At 57.2% G+C, this 18,487-nt stretch carries 11 protein-coding genes and 1 pseudogene; 9 read left to right on the plus strand and 3 right to left on the minus strand.

Going from position 1 to position 18,487, the window contains the following annotated elements; translation table 11 throughout:
• The first annotated feature begins 87 nt into the window (after nt 1–87).
• Together murB and birA are read left to right on the plus strand one after the other, a co-directional pair.
• Nucleotides 88–1,116: a UDP-N-acetylmuramate dehydrogenase gene (murB, locus tag N5C09_RS13075; protein ID WP_279749182.1), complete on the plus strand. Its 1,029-nt coding sequence runs from the start codon at nt 88–90 to the stop codon at nt 1,114–1,116.
• Nucleotides 1,113–2,075, plus strand: a complete 963-nt coding sequence (gene birA, locus N5C09_RS13080; protein ID WP_279749183.1) for a bifunctional biotin--[acetyl-CoA-carboxylase] ligase/biotin operon repressor BirA — start codon at nt 1,113–1,115, stop codon at nt 2,073–2,075. The genes murB and birA overlap by 4 nt, the downstream gene beginning before the upstream one ends.
• Before the next feature lie 34 nt (nt 2,076–2,109).
• On the opposite strand, the gene bcsG is transcribed toward birA, so the two are convergent.
• The 3 genes from bcsG to bcsE are packed head-to-tail and all read right to left on the minus strand — an operon-like array spanning nt 2,110 to nt 5,535.
• On the minus strand, nt 2,110–3,789 hold the full coding sequence (gene bcsG / locus N5C09_RS13085; protein WP_279749184.1) for a cellulose biosynthesis protein BcsG: 1,680 nt from the start codon (nt 3,787–3,789) through the stop codon (nt 2,110–2,112).
• Nucleotides 3,782–3,976, minus strand: coding sequence for a cellulose biosynthesis protein BcsF (gene bcsF / locus N5C09_RS13090; RefSeq protein ID WP_006808586.1), 195 nt, complete (start codon nt 3,974–3,976; stop codon nt 3,782–3,784). Before bcsF ends, bcsG begins: the two co-directional genes overlap by 8 nt.
• Nucleotides 3,973–5,535 carry a cellulose biosynthesis c-di-GMP-binding protein BcsE gene (bcsE, locus tag N5C09_RS13095; RefSeq protein WP_279749185.1) on the minus strand — a complete coding sequence of 521 codons (1,563 nt, stop codon included), beginning with the start codon at nt 5,533–5,535 and terminating at the stop codon, nt 3,973–3,975. The genes bcsF and bcsE overlap by 4 nt, the downstream gene beginning before the upstream one ends.
• A gap of 173 nt (nt 5,536–5,708) precedes the next feature.
• Between bcsE and bcsR the strand changes: the two are divergent.
• The 7 genes and pseudogenes from bcsR to hmsP form a co-directional block, all read left to right on the plus strand.
• Nucleotides 5,709–5,905, plus strand: a pseudogene (gene bcsR, locus N5C09_RS13100) (cellulose biosynthesis protein BcsR); the annotation flags it as partial.
• Nucleotides 5,906–5,908: 3 nt separating this feature from the next.
• Complete coding sequence (gene bcsQ, locus N5C09_RS13105; protein ID WP_063450031.1) at nt 5,909–6,661, plus strand: cellulose biosynthesis protein BcsQ; 753 nt, start codon at nt 5,909–5,911, stop codon at nt 6,659–6,661.
• On the plus strand, nt 6,658–9,273 hold the full coding sequence (gene bcsA, locus N5C09_RS13110; protein WP_279749186.1) for a UDP-forming cellulose synthase catalytic subunit: 2,616 nt from the start codon (nt 6,658–6,660) through the stop codon (nt 9,271–9,273). Before bcsQ ends, bcsA begins: the two co-directional genes overlap by 4 nt.
• Nucleotides 9,274–9,283: 10 nt before the next feature.
• Nucleotides 9,284–11,707, plus strand: coding sequence for a cellulose biosynthesis cyclic di-GMP-binding regulatory protein BcsB (bcsB, locus tag N5C09_RS13115; RefSeq protein WP_107534170.1), 2,424 nt, complete (start codon nt 9,284–9,286; stop codon nt 11,705–11,707).
• Nucleotides 11,708–11,713: 6 nt separating this feature from the next.
• Nucleotides 11,714–12,820: a cellulose synthase complex periplasmic endoglucanase BcsZ gene (bcsZ, locus tag N5C09_RS13120; protein ID WP_063450028.1), complete on the plus strand. Its 1,107-nt coding sequence runs from the start codon at nt 11,714–11,716 to the stop codon at nt 12,818–12,820.
• A complete protein-coding gene (gene bcsC / locus N5C09_RS13125; protein ID WP_279749187.1) occupies nt 12,802–16,284 on the plus strand; it encodes a cellulose synthase complex outer membrane protein BcsC in 3,483 nt (1,160 codons plus the stop codon). Before bcsZ ends, bcsC begins: the two co-directional genes overlap by 19 nt.
• Nucleotides 16,285–16,404: 120 nt before the next feature.
• A complete protein-coding gene (gene hmsP / locus N5C09_RS13130; RefSeq protein WP_064910089.1) occupies nt 16,405–18,411 on the plus strand; it encodes a biofilm formation regulator HmsP in 2,007 nt (668 codons plus the stop codon).
• Nucleotides 18,412–18,487: the final 76 nt, after the last annotated feature.

The following is an 18,487-nucleotide window of genomic DNA, read 5'->3' on the forward strand; positions in this document are numbered from 1 at the left end:
TTGCAGATCCTTCATTTCCATAAACTAATCACCTATCCCTGCGTATATACGGTAAACTACCCCGGTTTTTGCATCAGGATAACGTCTATGAACCACTCCCTTAAGCCCTGGAATACCTTTGGTATTCAACGAAATGCTAATCAAATTGTACGTGCCGAAAATGCTCAGCAGCTGCTGAATGCGTGGCAGAGCGCAACAGAAAACGGTGAACCCGTACTGATTCTGGGCGAAGGAAGTAATGTCCTGTTTCTCGATGATTTTGCGGGAACGGTGATCGTCAACCGCATCATGGGAATTGACGTTGAAGAGCGCGCTGACAGCTGGTATTTACGCGTGGGTGCTGGCGAAAACTGGCACCGTCTGGTGCAATATACCCTTGAAAAAGGGATGCCCGGGCTGGAAAACCTGGCCCTGATCCCGGGCTGCGCAGGATCGTCTCCTATTCAAAACATCGGTGCCTACGGCATCGAACTGAAACACGTCTGCGAATACGTCGACTGCATTGAGCTGGCCACAGGTAATGCGCAGCGCTTAACCGCAGAGCAGTGCCGCTTTGGCTATCGCGACAGCATTTTCAAGCACGAGTATCAGGATCGGTTCGTCATTGTGGCCGTTGGTCTGCGTCTGGCAAAGGACTGGAAACCGGTGCTGACTTACGGCGATCTGACCCGCCTCGATCCGGCTACCGTCACACCGCGTGAGGTATTTGATTCCGTTTGCCATATGCGAATGACCAAGCTTCCGGACCCGAAAGTGAATGGAAACGCGGGCAGTTTCTTCAAAAACCCGGTGATCGGCAGCGAAAACGCCAAAGCATTTCTCGCCGGCTGGCCAACGGCTCCGCATTATCCTCAGGCGGATGGCAGCGTGAAGCTGGCCGCAGGCTGGCTTATCGATCAATGTGATTTAAAAGGTACCACTGTTGGTGGCGCTGCTGTTCACCGTCAGCAGGCACTGGTACTGATTAACCAGTCCAACGCGACGAGTGAAGATGTCGTCAACCTGGCGCACCATGTTCGCCAGCGCGTGGGCGAAAAATTTAACGTCTGGCTGGAGCCTGAAGTTCGCTTTATTGGCCGAACAGGCGAAGTGAATGCCGTGGAGACCATTGCGTGAAGGACAATACAATTCCGTTAACTCTCATCGGCATTCTGGCAGATGGCGAGTTTCATTCTGGCGAGCAGCTGGGCGAACAGCTGGGCATGAGCCGCGCTGCTATCAACAAGCATATACAAACGCTCCGCGACTGGGGCGTGGATGTGTTTACGGTGCCTGGTAAAGGTTATAGCCTGCCGGAACCGATCCAGTTACTGAATGAAGAGACCATTCGCAGCCAGATTGGGCACGGCAACGTTGCGGTATTGCCGGTTATTGATTCGACGAACCAGTATCTGCTGGACCGCCTGAGCGAGCTGACATCCGGCGATGCCTGCGTTGCCGAGTATCAACAGGCAGGACGTGGCCGTCGGGGTCGCAAGTGGTTCTCGCCATTTGGCGCCAACCTCTATCTCTCCATGTACTGGCGGCTTGAGCAGGGGCCGGCTGCGGCCATCGGGCTGAGCCTGGTCATCGGTATTGTGATGGCAGAGGTGCTGCACGATCTGGGCGCGGATAACGTGCGGGTGAAATGGCCGAACGATCTCTATCTCAACGATCGCAAACTGGCAGGTATCCTGGTTGAACTGACGGGAAAAACGGGCGATGCCGCGCAGATCGTCATTGGAGCTGGGCTAAACATGGTAATGCGAAACGTGCAAAACGATGTGGTGAACCAGGCCTGGACCAATCTCCAGGAAGCGGGGATCGCCATCGATCGCAATACGCTTGCCGGCCGGATGATCAATGAGTTACGAAGTTCGCTGACGCTCTTTGAACAGGAGGGATTAGCGCCATTCCTCTCCCGCTGGGAAAAGCTCGATAACTTTATTAACCGACCGGTGAAGCTGCTGATTGGGGATAAAGAGATTTACGGCACTTCACGCGGTATTGACGCACAGGGCGCGTTGCTTCTTGAACAGGATGGCGTGATTAAGCCCTGGGTGGGCGGAGAAATTTCGTTACGAAGTGCAGAGTAACCCTCTCCCCACAGGGGAGAGGGTGTAGCGGCTATTACTGCGGATATGGCACCCAATCCCCGGCATTCAGTCGGACATAAGGCTTGTTCTGATACTGGATCACCACCGCGTTAGCGTTTTCCGATACCTCTGCCGTCTGCGGCAGCCCGCTGGTGAGCTGATCCCAGTTCACGCTATCCTCCACAAACAGCTTACCGTCTACTGCGCGAGCAACCAGTTCCGAGATGGCCAGATAGCTGCTTGGCTGGGTGATCTCAACAGGCGCACCCTGACGCGGCGCCTTCATGCCAAAGAACTTAATCCCGGCCGGAACGTTAGTGATGGACGGGCTTGGGATATCACGCAGGCCAGACACCTGCATCCTGTCGCCTTTCAGCGCTCCACCATGTTCCGGTACCACCACCACCATCACTTTACGCCCTGATTTTTCCAGCTCGGTAAAGAACGCATCCAGCTCGTCAAAGAACTTCTGGGCACGGGCTTTATAATCGGCCGTTTTGCTTACGCCTGGATAGTGATTCCCGTCGTGCAGCGGCAGCGTGTTATAGAACGTCGCGCTACGCGTCCCTTCTTCTTTGCCGACGGTATCGAACCAGCGCTGAAGCACGGCGGTATCGTCATACACCGGCGAACCATCGAAGCCCAGTAACGTCACCGGCAGCCCTTTCTGGTCCATCAGTGGCGCCTGCATTCCCCCCTGTTCACGCACTTCCTTCAGGAAGTTACCGAACTGGCCGTTGTGGCCCATCATCAGGTGCTGCGTAAAGCCGAGTTTTGCCAGGTTATCGAACAGATAGCACTGGTTAGCTGCGGGCTGGTAGAGATTCTTATGCGAAGGCTGCCCACAGCTTGCACGCAGCAGACGGATAGCCGCCGGGCCGCTGTAGGAGGTGGCGGAGTTGAAGTCTTTAAACTGTATATCGAAATGCGACCACAGCGGATGCGACATCAACCCGGCCGCATCGACATCCGCCCAGGACAGAGAACAGATGTTAATCACCAGCAGTTCAAACGGCTGAGCATCGGCAGGCAGCGCATCCGGGAATTTCGTCTGGCGCTTATCTTCCGCAGCGTAAAAACTGGAGAGCCACGCGTTCAGGTTAGTGGATGTCGGCGGTGCGGTCTGCGCGGGGATATCCCCTACCACAGGCTTATCCCCTGCTGTCGCGACGGTAGCGGCGGCGGAACCGCCCGTGGTGGTCACGGTTGTTGTCGGCTGACCGGCTGGCCACAGCGAGAAGCTCGGGCCCGTCAGCGTCAGGACGTTTAGCCAGACCATAATCGCGACGACGAACACCGTCACGCGGATCCACTGAGACAGGAACAGCCAGGCGACCAGCAGGACAAATACCGCACCAATCATCTGCCAGTTAATAAAGCGCTCAACCAGATCGAGCATATAGTCCGCACTGAAACCTGCGACCTGGGAGCCCTGGCTCATGATGCTTTCGGGGCCAGGCAGCCAGGTATCATGCCAGAACAGGGCGAAACCGATGGGGATAGCGACCCAGTGACGTATACGGTGCAGCCTGAGGTTCGGAATTGGCATCAGCAGGAATGCCATAAACACCAGGTTAAGCAGAGGGTGGAAATTAAGGTAGCCTGCCCACAGCAGACCAAACTTCACCAGAAAGTAGAAATTCCAGCCGGACAGGCCGCGCCAGTATTGCCAGAGTGGCGATGGCGCCGAAGAGGTATAGGTAGAATTAGTCATGTTTTCGGTTTGCCTTGACGTTCGGAGCGCGAGTCAGTGTTCCGGCGGGTTTAATATAGCGAGGTTTGACGAACAGTAATCTGACCGTATCGCGAATACGGCGCAGGGAATGGCGCGCATAGTAGCCCAGCGGCAAAAAAATTAGCGCACACAGAACAACCAGTTGAATGATATCGCTGATATTCATAATGGCGCGCTCTCCTTGTTCTCATCCAGTAAACGTAGCGGCTCAGGTACCCGACGCCAGACATGCCCGTCATGCTTCGCGTTGAGAACCGGTACGGCACCGCTTGTTACAGGCAACGGTTTGGCCCACTTTTCGGGTGCCAGGGTACGCATCTGGACCAGCTCAGCAGCGATCAGGTTATCTTCGAACCAGACCATGCGGTTCGAGAAAATATCTCCGGTAGGCAGCGGGAAAATATGGTTCAGCGCGGTATCCAGATCGTTCACCCGGCAGAAGGAGAGGAACAGCACCAGGCGATTATCGCCAATGGTCATGATATCCCCTGTACGGTTAGGGCGGCACAAAGTAAGCGCCTGCTCAACACGAATGCCCGGCACGGGACGCAGGGCAACCATCACCCCTTTTCCGTCTGCCGGTAACAGCGTATTGCTTATCATGTTGCCCACCGCATCGCAGAAGGTGTCCCACTTCTGGTAGCCGCGCAGCTTCATCGGCTGCGTCATGGAAAGCAGGGTGCTGATATCTTCCGGAACGTGGCGGTTAAACTGCTGGCCCTGGATGCTTTCGATCAGCGTCAGACAGCGCGAGAGGGGCGCATTCCAGGGGATGACCATATTAGCGCCACAGCCCAGTAACAGGCGCTCATCGGTGGCGCGCAGGCTGGTATTATTTTCACGCACCACGATTTTTAACGCGCTGCCGCGCTGTCGACGTAGCGTGTGAATATGCCTTGCCAGCGTTTCGATTTGGTTATTCTGAATCAACGAGAAGATAATGGTCGCCGCCTGCGTGGTGCGCGCTTCATCAAATAAGGCTTCATTGGTTTCGAACAGTGACCAGTGTTCAGAAAGAGCAGGCGCGCCTTCCAGTACCGCAATATGACTCAGTACGCGTTTTTCATCACTGCGTGGCTGAACCACCGTCTCTTCCTGTTGAGCAAGATGCCACTCATCCCCGACATGTTTGAGGGTAAGCTGCTGTCGGGAGCTCACCCCTTTTTCATTGCACCAGAATGCCACGTCGTACAGATAGCTGTCAGTCTGGACACGAATACTGGCCAGGCCATAGAGGGAGCGGTATTCACTCATTAAAAGTGAAAAAAGCTTGTCGTTATTACTGCCTGGGTTAACCACCAATAAGGTGCAATTTTGATTTTTCGCCCATCTGTTGATTCTTTCCAGCCATTTCAGCAGTTTTTCTGACGGAATATTTTGTAGACCGTTTTGAGAACATTTAAGAATCAGTAAATAGTGTTCAGGAACAATAGAGCACTGAATATCGCGGGGTAAAAAGTATAAACTGTCGGCCTCTGCTGACATGGAAAATAATCGTACTGTCTGGGGTCCACGGTCAGTTTCGAGCCTGATGATTGACTTTGGCTCATCGCCCATCGTAATGACGGCAACGCGGGAATCCTTACCCTGCGCCGCTATCGTCTGGTTTACCAGACTGATGGCATCAGCATTACGATCCGTATTAACCCACCAGACTCCTCCGACTGGCATGTGGCGCAATTCGTCCCATAATGACTGGATGCCAATAGAAAATATGGAGTCCACGGTGTCCCTCTTTTCGTCGAATTTCTATGCCTCTCAGTTTACTAGCGAAAGCGTAGAAATAAACCTAACATTGAAATTAAAGAACATCAGATTTAGCATGTAAATGAATTTCGTGGGCAGGACGCCTCGCTGCATCTGAATCTTATGATTTTACTCAAAGGGATGAAATAAGAATGCAAAATAACGAACCCGCAACGCCAGTCGACTCAAGCCTGGGTTACACATTCCAAAACGATTTTCTGGCGCTCACGCAGGCTTTTTCGTTGCCTGAAATAGATTACACCGATATTTCCCAGCGGGAACAGTTGGCTGCGGCTATTAAACGTTGGCCGTTATTAGCTGAGTTTGCCCAACAACAATAAGGAAGCCATTGATGGCCGTACTAGGATTACAGGGCGTCCGTGGTGGGGTAGGTACAACTTCCGTAACCGCGGCGCTGGCGTGGTCATTGCAGGTTTTAGGTGAATCGGTACTGGTTATTGATGCCTGCTCCGATAATTTGCTGCGCATGTCATTCAATGTCGACTTTACGTATTCAAACGGCTGGGGGCGCGCGCTTCTGGACGATAAAGACTGGCGGGATGCGGGTTTGCGCTATACCTCCCAGCTCGATTTGCTTCCTTTTGGTCAGCTGACGGAAACCGAACGCGGGAATGAAGCCGCGTTTCAGCGCCTGTTCTCTCGCTTCACCACCGCGTTGCAGAGCCTGAAAGAGAAAGGGCACTATCGGTGGATCCTGCTGGACCTGCCGCACGGCGCCGCGTCGCTGACCCGCCAGTTGCTGGCGCAGTGTGACCATGTGCTCTCCATCGCGAACGTAGATGCGAATTGCCATATCCGTCTGCATCAGCAGGCGTTGCCTGCCAATGCCCATATTCTGATCAACGATCTGCGCATTGGCAGCCAGATCCAGGACGATCTGTACCAGGTCTGGCTACAGAGTCAGCGCCGCCTGTTGCCGATGGTGATCCATCGTGACGAAGCGATGGCGGAGTGCCTCGCGTCGAAACAACCCCTTGGGGAGTACCGTAGCGATTCACTGGCGGCGGAAGAGATCCTGACGCTGGCCAACTGGTGTCTGCTGCACTTTGCGAAAAGGCCTGAGTCTGCCGGGAGTACGGCATGAGTCGCCTGACCAGCTGGCTGCTCATCCCGCCGGTCAGTTCGCGCTTAAGTGAACGCTATCTCCATTACCGTCATCACGGCGCTTCATCGCTGAGCGCTGCGCTGGGCTGTTTCTGGATGGTTCTTGCGTGGATGTTCATCCCCCTTGAACATCCGCGCTGGCAACGTATTCGTGCGCGCCACGGTGAACTCTATCCGCATATCAACCCTGACAAGCCGCGTCCGCTCGATCCCGCGCGCTACGCTATTCAGTCCATCTGGCTGCTGGCGACCTCAACGGGCGCGGAGAAAAAAACGTCCCGCTGGCGCAGCTTCGATCGCGTGCAGAACCTGCGTGAACGCTATCACCAGTGGCTTGACCGGCTACCCGACCGGGTTGGCGACAGAACGGGACATTTAGATAACCACAAAGAGCTCGGGCACCTCCACCCGGGCTTGCGGCGTTTTATTCTCGGCGTGGTGGTGGCGTTCTCGCTCATTCTGGCGCTGGTCTGTATTACCCAGCCGTTCAACCCGCTGGCGCAGTTTACCTTCCTGATCCTGCTGTGGGGCGTGGCGCTGCTGGTGCGGCGCATTCCGGGACGTTTTTCCGCCCTGATGCTGATTGTGCTGTCGCTGACCGTTTCCTGCCGCTACATCTGGTGGCGTTATACCTCAACGCTGAACTGGGACGATCCGGTCAGCCTGGTGTGCGGGCTAGTGCTGCTGTTTGCGGAAACCTACGCCTGGATCGTGCTGGTGCTGGGTTACTTCCAGGTTATCTGGCCGTTGAATCGTCAGCCGGTGCCGCTGCCAAAAGACACGACCCAGTGGCCAACGGTGGACCTCTTCGTGCCGACCTACAACGAAGATCTGTCGGTGGTGAAAAACACCATCTACGCCGCGCTGGGTATCGACTGGCCGAAGGACAAAATCAAAATCTGGATCCTCGATGACGGTGGCCGCGCCGAGTTCCGCCAGTTCGCAGACGAAGTGGGGGTAGAGTACATCGCCCGTACCACTCACGAACATGCTAAGGCCGGTAACATCAACAATGCGCTGAAATATGCCAAAGGGGAGTTCGTCTCTATTTTTGACTGCGACCACGTGCCAACGCGCTCGTTCCTGCAAATGACGATGGGCTGGTTCCTGAAGGAGAAAGAGCTGGCGATGATGCAGACGCCGCACCACTTCTTCTCGCCGGATCCGTTTGAACGTAACCTTGGGCGTTTCCGCAAAACCCCGAACGAGGGCACGCTGTTCTATGGCCTGGTGCAGGACGGGAACGACATGTGGGACGCCACGTTCTTCTGCGGCTCCTGCGCGGTTATCCGCCGCAAGCCGCTGGATGAAATTGGCGGCATCGCCGTGGAAACGGTCACGGAAGATGCTCACACCTCCCTGCGTCTGCACCGCCTTGGCTATACCTCGGCCTATATGCGCATTCCCCAGGCGGCGGGGCTGGCAACGGAATCCCTGTCGGCACACATCGGCCAGCGTATTCGCTGGGCGCGCGGCATGGTGCAAATCTTCCGTCTCGATAACCCGCTGATGGGCAAAGGGCTGAAGCTGGCGCAGCGCCTGTGCTACGTCAACGCCATGTTCCACTTCCTGTCGGGTATTCCACGGCTTATCTTCCTCACCGCGCCGCTGGCGTTCCTGCTCCTTCACGCTTACATCATCTACGCTCCCGCGCTGATGATTGCCCTGTTCGTGCTGCCGCACATGATCCACGCCAGCCTGACGAACTCGAAGATTCAGGGAAAATATCGTCACTCCTTCTGGAGCGAAATTTACGAAACGGTGCTGGCCTGGTACATCGCGCCGCCAACCATGGTAGCGCTGATTAACCCGCATAAAGGGAAATTTAACGTCACCGCGAAGGGCGGGCTGGTGGAAGAGGAGTATGTCGACTGGGTGATCTCCCGGCCCTATATCTTCCTGGTGCTGCTGAATATTGTGGGCGTCATTGTTGGGATCTGGCGCTACTTCTACGGCCCGGAAAACGAAGTCCTGACGGTCTTCGTGAGTATGGCGTGGGTGTTTTACAACCTGATTATCCTCGGTGGCGCGGTGGCGGTATCGGTGGAGAGTAAACAGGTCCGCCGCGCGCACCGCGTCGAAATCAGCATGCCCGCAGCCATTGCCCGCGACGATGGCCATCTCTTCTCCTGTACCGTACATGACTTCTCGGATGGCGGTCTGGGTATCAAGATCAACGGTCAGGCTAAGGTGCTGGAGGGGCAGAAGGTTAATTTACTGCTTAAGCGCGGCCAGCAGGAGTATGTCTTCCCGACGCAGGTTGTACGCGTGAGAGGAAATGAGGTGGGTCTGCAACTGATGCCGCTGACCAAAAAGCAACATATTGATTTTGTGCAGTGTACGTTTGCCCGCGCGGATACGTGGGCTCTCTGGCAGGACAGCTTCCCTGAGGATAAGCCTCTGGAAAGCCTGCTGGATATTCTTAAGCTGGGGTTCCGTGGCTATCGTCACCTTGCAGAATTTGCCCCGTCGTCGGTGAAATTAATTTTCCGGTCACTTACTTCGCTGGTTTCCTGGGTCGTGTCGTTCATTCCGCGTCGGCCTGAGCGAGATGAAGCGAAGCAGGCGGACCCGGTTATGGCTCAACAATGATGATAACGCGATGAAAACAAAACTTTCCTGGTTATGTGCAGTGGCAATGGGGATGAGTGCGCTCCCTGCAACAGTGGCTAACGCGGCGCCTGATAACGCAGCGGCCACGCCCGCTCCAACGGTGCCTGTCGTCGCGCAAGCGACCGATCCGGTTGTGACGGCGGCGCCGGGGCAGACGGAAAACGTCGTCCCAAATCAGCCGACGACGGGGAATACGCTGCCTGCCGGTAATCCGGTGGTGGGGCAGGTCATGCCTGGCGTGCCCGGTGCCAACGCACCCGTGGTTGCGGAAAATACGCCGTCGCGTGACGTTAAGCTGACGTTCGCCCAGATCGCCCCTCCGCCGGGCAGCATGGTCCTGCGCGGCATCAACCCAAATGGCGGTATCGAATTCGGTATGCGCAGCGATGAAGTCGTGTCGAAAGCGATGCTCAACCTGGAATACACGCCATCGCCGTCGCTGCTGCCGGTGCAGTCCCAGCTTAAGGTCTATCTGAATGACGAACTGATGGACGTCCTGCCAGTCACCAAAGAGCAGCTGGGTAAGAAAACCCTGGCCCAAGTGCCGATTAACCCGCTGTTTATCACCGATTTTAACCGCGTACGCCTTGAATTTGTTGGCCACTATCGCGATGTCTGTGAAAACCCGGCCAGCAGCACCCTGTGGCTGGATGTGGGCCGCAACTCCTCGCTACAGATGACGTATCAGCCACTGGCGCTGAAAAATGATCTCTCGGCCTTCCCGGTGCCGTTCTTCGACCCGCGCGATAACCGTCCTCTGAACCTGCCGATGGTGTTTGCGGGCTCTCCGGATGTGACCGAACAGCTGGCGGCCTCCATCGTGGCATCCTGGTTTGGTTCCCGCTCCGGCTGGCGCGGTCAGAGTTTCCCGGTCATGTACGACAAAATGCCGGATAAAAACGCGATCGTGTTTGCCACCAACGCCAAACGTCCGTCATTTCTGCGTGACCATCCGGCCGTGAAAGCGCCCACCATCGAGATGATCACCCATCCGGACAACCCGTACGTGAAGCTGCTGGTGGTCTTCGGGCGTGATGAAAAAGATCTGGTGCAGGCGGCGAAGGGCATTGCGCAGGGGAATATCCTGTTCCGCGGCAACAGCGTCGTGGTGGATGAAGTGAAACCGCTGCTGGCGCGTAAGCCTTATGATGCCCCAAACTGGGTGCGCACCGACCGCGCGATCACCTTCGGTGAGCTGAAAACCTATGAAGAGCAATTGCAGTCCACCGGGCTTGAGCCTTCTCCCGTCAGCCTGTCGCTGAACCTGCCGCCGGATCTGTATCTGCTGCGCACCAACGGGATTGATATCAACCTGAACTACCGTTACACCGCGCCGGCAACCAAAGACAGCTCGCGCATGGATATCAGCCTCAACAACCAGTTCCTGCAATCGTTCAGCCTGACCAGCAGCCAGGAGACAAACCGGCTGATGCTTCGTCTGCCAGTATTGCAGGGGCTGCTGGACGGTAAAACCGACGTGTCGATCCCGGCGCTGAAGCTGGGTGCGGTGAACCAGCTGCGGTTTAACTTCCAGTATATGAACCCGATGCCGGGTGGAACGGTGGAAAACTGTATTACCTTCCAGCCGGTGCAAAACCACGTGGTGATTGGTGACGATTCCACAATCGACTTCTCAAAGTATTACCACTTTATCGCGATGCCGGACCTGCGTGCGTTTGCAAACGCCAGCTTCCCGTTCAGCCGCATGGCAGACCTCTCTGAATCAATTGTCGTGATGCCAAAAGCGGCCAACGAAGGTCAGGTTGCCACGCTGCTGGATACCATGGGCACCATCGGGGCGCAAACCGGCCTGCCGGCGGTCAACGTGACGGTGACGAACGACGGTAGCCAGATCCAGAACAAAGACGCCGATATCATGGTCATCGGCAACATTCCGGACAAGCTGAAAGACGAGAAGCGCGTCGATCTGCTGGTGCAGGCGGCGCAGTCATGGGTCAACACGCCGCTGCGTCAGACCGAGTTCCCGAGCATCATGCCGGACAGCGGCGATCGTCAGGCCAATATCAGGACGACCGTAAGCTCAACGGGCCCGATGGCCGCGATTGTCGGCTTCCAGTCGCCGTATAATGACCAGCGCAGCGTTATCGCCCTGCTGGCGGACAGCCCGCGCGGCTATGAGCTGCTCAATACGGCCATGAACGACAGCGGTAAACGGGCGGCAATGTACGGTTCCGTCTCGGTTATTCGTGAGTCGGGGGTCAACAGCCTGCGCGTGGGGGATGTCTACTATGTGGGCCATCTGCCGTGGTTCGAGCGCCTGTGGTACGCCCTGTCTAACCACCCGGTGCTGCTGGCCGTGCTGGCTGCGCTCAGCGTCGTATTGCTGGCCTGGGTGCTGTGGCGTCTGCTGCGAATCATTAGCCGTCGTCGTCTTAATCCGGACCATGAGTAAGCGGTGATGAAAATCTTTCGTGGGTGTGTAGTCGCAGCGTTGATGCTGGCGGCGGCGAATCTTCATGCCGCCTGCCGCTGGCCCGCCTGGGAGACGTTCAAGCAGGATTATATGAGCGAAGGTGGGCGCGTTATCGATCCCAGCGACGCGCGCAAGATCACCACCTCGGAAGGGCAAAGCTATGGGCTGTTCTTTGCGCTGGCAGCAAACGATCGCAAGGCGTTCGATCTGCTGCTGGCATGGACGCGCGATAACCTTGCCGAGGGGGATTTAGCCCAGCATCTCCCAGCCTGGCTGTGGGGGAAAAAGGACGACGAAACCTGGGCCGTTATCGACTCGAACTCGGCGTCGGATGCCGATATCTGGATTGCCTGGTCGCTGCTGGAAGCCGGGCGGCTATGGAAAAATCCCGATTATACGCGCACGGGTAAGGCGCTGTTGACGCGCATTGCCACCGAGGAAGTGGTGAAGGTGCCGGGTCTGGGCTCTATGTTGCTGCCGGGTAAAGTCGGTTTTGCCGAAGAGAGTGCCTGGCGCTTCAACCCCAGCTACCTGCCGCCGCAGCTTGCGAGCTATTTTACCCGTTTTGGTGCACCGTGGACGACGCTCCGAGAAACCAACCTGCGTCTGCTGCTGGAGACCGCGCCTAAAGGATTTTCCCCGAACTGGGTGAAATATCAGAAGAAGGGCGGCTGGCAGCTGAAGCAGGATGCGTCCCTTATCGGCAGCTACGATGCGATTCGCGTCTATCTCTGGGTAGGGATGATGAACGATAGCGATCCACAGAAAGCCCGGCTACTGGCGCGTTTCAAGCCCATGGCGACCACCACAACCAAACAAGGCTTGCCGCCGGAAAAAGTGGACGTAGCGACCGGGAAACGTACCGGAGATGGGCCGGTTGGGTTCTCTGCCTCCCTGCTTCCGTTTTTACAAAACCGGGACGCGCAGGCGGTGCAACGTCAGCGCGTCGCCGATCGTTTTCCCGATAATAATGCTTATTACAGCTACGTTCTGACCCTCTTTGGACAAGGGTGGGATCAGCATCGTTTTCGCTTCACCGCGCAAGGTGAATTACTACCGGATTGGGGCCAGGAATGCGCACGTTCACACTAAATCTCCTCACGTTATCGCTTGGCCTGGCGCTAATGCCCCTGGCCCAGGCCGCCAACTCCCCGCAGCAGAGACAGCTGCTGGAACAGGTTCGTCTGGGCGAATCCACGCAGCGTGAGGATTTGGTGCGTCAGTCGCTCTACCGCCTTGAGCTGATCGACCCCGACAACCCGGACGTGATTGCCGCACGCTTCCGCTATCTGTTACGACAGGGCGATACGGCGGGCGCGCAAAAAGAGCTGGATCGCCTGAAAGGAATGGCACCCGATTCCAGCGCGTACCAGTCCTCCCGTACGACCATGCTGCTCTCCACGCCGGACGGTCGCCAGGCCCTCCAGCAGGCTCGCCTGCTTGCCACTACCGGCCATACGCAGGAAGCCATTGCCGCGTATGACAAACTGTTTGACGGTAATCCGCCCTCCGGCGACATCGCGACGGAGTACTGGAACGTGGTGGCAAAAGATCCCGCCCGCCGGAACTCAGCCATAGGCCAGCTTAAAAACCTTAACGCCACCAGCCCGGGCAACGCCCCGCTACAGGCCTCGCTGGCCCAGCTTCTGTTCGAGAGCGGACGCCGTGACGAAGGGTTTGCGGTGTTGCAGGAGATGGCCAAATCGAACAAGGGCCGCAGTCAGGCGTCGGATATGTGGTACCAGCAGATCAAAGATCTGCCGGCCAGTAGCGCCAGCGTCACCGCGCTGCAACAGTACCTGAGCGTGTTCAGCGATGGGGATAACGTGACGGCGGCGCGCGCGCAGCTTGAAGCGCAGCAAAAACAGCTCGCCGATCCGGCGTTTCGCGCCAAAGCCGAAGGGTTAGCCGCGGTGGAAGCCGGGCAGGGCAACAAAGCGGTGACGGAGTTGCAGAAAGCGGTCAGCGCCAACCACGCCGACAGCGAAGCCGTAGGCGCGCTGGGGCAGGCCTATTCCCAGAAAGGCGATCGCGCCCGCGCGGTGGCGCAGTTTGAAAAGGCGATCGCCCTCGATCCGCAGAGCGATAACCGGGGCAAATGGGACAGCCTGCTGAAGGTCAACCGATACTGGCTGCTGATCCAGCAGGGGGATAACGCCCTGAAAGCCAACAATACGGCCCAGGCGGAACGCTATTACCAGCAGGCGCGCAGCGTCGATAATACCGACAGCTACGCGGTGCTGGGGCTGGGTGATGCGGCGGCGGCGCGTAAAGATAACGACGCGGCCGAACACTATTACCGCCAGGCGTTACGTATGGACAGCGGCAACACCAACGCGGTGCGCGGTCTTGCCAATATTTATCGCGCACAGTCTCCGGAGAAGGCGACGCAGTTTATTCAGTCGCTCTCTGCCAGCCAGCGCCGCAGCATTGATGATATTGAACGTAGCCTGACGAACGAGCAGCTGTCAGCCCAGGCCGAACGGCTGGAAAGCGAGGGGAAATATGCCCAGGCCGCAGAAATTCAGCGCCGACGCCTTGCGCTTTCCCCGGGCGACGTGTGGATCACCTACCGGCTGTCGCGCGATCTGTATAGCGCTGGTCAGCGCAGCCAGGCGGATAACCTGATGCGTCAGCTGGCAAGCCAGAAACCGGGCGATCCGGAGCAGGTTTACGCCAGCGGGCTGTACCTGTCCGGCAACGATCGGGACCGCGCCGCGCTGGCGCATCTGAACACGCTGCCGCGCGACAGGTGGAACAGCAACATTCAGGAGCTGGCGAGCCGCCTGCAAAGTAACCAGGTGCTGGAAAACGCCAACCGCCTGCGCGACGGTGGAAAAGAGCAGGAGGCGGAAGCGCTGCTTCGCCAGCAGCCCCCATCCACCCGTATCGACTTAACGCTGGCGGACTGGGCTGAACAGCGTGGCGATCATGAGGCCGCGAAAACCGCCTACAACACCGTCCTGCAACGGGAACCGCAGAACGAAGACGCGATTCTCGGCCTGACCGAAGTCAATCTTGCTCAGGGCAACAGGGACGCCGCTCGCGCTGAGCTGGCGAAACTGCCCGCGGCTCAAAACGGCGAACCGCTCTCCCTCAATATGCAGCGCCGGATCGCCATGGCGCAGGCCGGTCTGGGTGATTCTGCCACGGCAGAAAAGACCTTCAACGCCATTGTTCCTCAGGCAAAATCGCAGCCGCCTTCTATGGAAAGCGCGCTGGTGATGCGTGATGCCGCCCGTTTCCAGGCGCAAAACGGCCAGCCTCAGCAGGCGCTGGAAACCTGGAAAGATGCGATGGTCTCATCGGGCATCACGACGACCCGTCCGACCGATAACGACAGCTTTACGCGTCTTACGCGTAACGATGAGAAAGATGACTGGCTGAAGCGCGGCGTACGCAGCGATGCAGGCGATCTTTATCGTCAGCAGGATCTTAACGTCACGCTGCAACACGACTACTGGGGCTCCAGCGGCACGGGGGGCTATTCCGACCTAAAAGCGCACACCACCATGCTCCAGGTTGATGCGCCGCTGTCGGATGGTCGCATGTTCTTCCGTAGCGATCTGGTCAATATGAACGCCGGTTCCTTTGATACGGACAATGGCACTTACGATCCAACGTGGGGCACCTGCGCCGAAACGCCATGTCGCGGCAGCACGAATCAGTCGGCCAACGGCGCCAGCGTCGCCGTCGGCTGGCAGAACCAGACCTGGGCGTGGGACATCGGTACAACGCCGATGGGCTTCGACGTGGTCGATGTAGTGGGCAGTCTGAGCTACAGCAACGACTTAGGGCCGATTGGCTACACCCTGAATGCCCATCGCCGTCCGATTTCCAGCTCTGTGCTGGCCTTCGGCGGGCAAAAAGATCCCAATACCGACACCACCTGGGGCGGCGTGCGTGCCACCGGTGGCGGCGTGAGCGTGAGCTACGACAAAGGCGAAGCTAACGGTATCTGGTCAAGCCTGAGTGCCGACAGCCTCAGCGGGAAGAATGTCGAAGATAACTGGCGCGTCCGCTGGATGACCGGCTATTACTACAAGCTTATCAATCAGAACAACGAGCGCCTGACGGTCGGCGTGTCTAATATGCTCTGGCATTACGATAAGGATTTAAGCGGTTATTCGCTGGGCCAGGGCGGTTACTACAGCCCGCAGGAGTATGTGTCGTTCGCCTTACCGGTGAACTGGCGTAAACGCACCGAGAACTGGTCATGGGAGCTGGGTGGCTCCGTCTCCTGGTCCCATTCAAAAACAAAAGATGTGATGCGTTATCCGTTGCAGGGGCTGATCCCGGACAATGAGCCAGGCCGTTATACCGATAAAGGTGTGATGGAAACCGGAAGCAGCTCGTCAGGGACGGGTTATACCGCAAGGGCGATTGTTGAACGCCGCGTGGCGTCCAACTGGTTTGTCGGTCTGGGCGTTGATATTCAGGAAGCGAAAGACTATACCCCGAGTCATGCGCTGCTCTATGTTCGGTATTCTGCCGCAGGCTGGCAGGGTGATATGGACTTACCGCCGGAACCGCTGGTGCCTTATGCAGACTGGTGATCGGATTTTTGCTTAATCTAATTGTAAGTCTCTCTTAAAAGTGCAGCTATCGGGTATACTCGGGCGCACCAGGTTTACACCCTGGTGCGCCCTGCGCTTCGAGTTTTGTGGAGAGTCATTTTGCGTGTCAGCCGTTCCTTAACGATCAAACAGATGGCGATGGTGTCTGCCGTCACAATGCTGTTTGTCTTCATCTTCTGCGTCATTTTGCTGTTTCATTCCGTACAGCAGAACCGCTATAACACGGCTTCGCAACTGGAAAGTATTGCCCGCTCGGTGCGGGAACCTCTGTCGGCCTCGATCCTGAAAGGGGATATCCCCGAGGCAGAATCCATTCTGAAGCGCATCCAGCCTGCCGGTATCGTGAGCCGCGCCGACGTCGTGCTACCCAACCAGTTTCAGGCGCTGCGGATGAGCTTTATCCCGGAGCGTCCCGTCCCGATGATGGTGATGCGCCTGTTTGAACTGCCGGTGCAGATTTCGCTGCCTCTCTATTCCCTGGAAAGACCGGCTAACCCGCAGCCGCTGGCTTACCTGGTGTTACAGGCGGACTCGTACCGCATGTATAAATTCGTCATGAGCTGGGTTGCTACGTTGGTAACCACTTACTTACTCTTGACCTTAATGTTGAGCGTGGCGCTGACGTGGTGCATCAACCGGTTAATTGTGCATCCGTTACGCCGCATCGCGCGGGAGCTGAACGACCTCTCTCCGCAGGAGCACATGGGGCATCAGTTACCGTTGCCGCGCCTGCATCACGACGATGAAATCGGCATGCTGGTCCGGAGTTACAATATCAACCAGCAGCGTGTCCTGCGTCAGCAGGAAGAGCTCAGTAACAATGCCACCCGTTTTCCGGTTTCCGATCTGCCAAACAAAGCGTTTTTAATGGCCCTGCTGGAGCAGACCGTCGCCCGCCAGCAGCCCACCGCGCTGATGGTGATCGCCTGCGAAACCTTGCAGGACACGACGGGCGTGCTGAAAGAGAGCCAGCGCGAGATGCTGCTCCTGACGCTGGTGGAAAAGGTGAAATCTGTTCTGGCGCCGCGCATGGTGCTCACCCAGGTCAGCGGCTATGACCTGGTGGTGATCGCGCACGGCGTAAAAGAGCCGTGGCAGGCCATTACGCTAGGTCAGCAAGTGCTCACTGTCATTAATGAACGGCTGCCCATTCAGGGTATCCAGCTTCGTCCGAGCGCGAGCATCGGGATTGCGATGTACTACGGTGGCCTGACCGCCGAGCAGCTTTACCGACGTGCTTTCTCGGCAGCGTTCACCGCGCGCCGGAAAGGGAAAAATCAGATCCAGTTCTTTGACCCGGAGCAGATGGAAAAAGCCCAGCAGCGCCTGACGGAAGAGAGTGACATTCTGACGGCGATGGACAATCGTCAGTTTGCGCTCTGGCTACAGCCGCAGGTGAATTTGCGCACGGGTGAAGTGACCAGCGCCGAAGCGTTGCTGCGCATGCAGCAGCCGGACGGCACGTGGGAGCTGCCTGAGGGGATGATCGAACGTATTGAGTCCTGCGGCCTGATGGTCACCGTGGGGTACTGGGTGCTGGAAGAGTCGTGCCGCCAGCTTGCGGCCTGGCAGCAGCGGGGCATTACGCTGCCGCTGTCGGTGAATCTCTCTGCGCTACAGCTGATGCACCCGACCATGGTGCCGGAGACGCTCGCGCTGATCCATCGCTACCGCATCCAGCCCGACACGCTGATACTGGAAGTCACCGAGAGCCGTTGTATCGACAATCCTGACGACGCTGTCGCCATTCTGAAACCGCTGCGTAACGCCGGGGTCCGCATTGCGCTGGACGATTTTGGTATGGGGTATTCCGGCCTGCGCCAGCTTCATCACATGAAAACCCTGCCGGTGGACGTCCTGAAAATCGACAAAACCTTTGTTGAGGGGCTGCCGGAGGATTGCAGTATGGTACAGGCGATTATTCAGATGGCGCACAGCCTGAATCTGCACGTGATTGCCGAGGGAATTGAAAACGACGCCCAGCGCGAGTGGCTGGCTGCGGCGGGCGTGGAGAGCGGTCAGGGCTTCCTTTTTGATCGTGCCGTGCCGTCGGATATCTTTGAGCAACGCTATCTCGCCGCTGCTGGCAATAACGCAAAAGTGTAATTTTGTTGCTGGCTTGTGCGAGCCAGCTCAAAGTTCTTAACATTTGTGTTTCAAATTTGAACCTCGTTTATTTCTG

The sequence above is a fragment of the Enterobacter sp. GD03975 genome, assembly GCF_029838645.1.
GTDB lineage: Bacteria > Pseudomonadota > Gammaproteobacteria > Enterobacterales > Enterobacteriaceae > Enterobacter > Enterobacter quasihormaechei.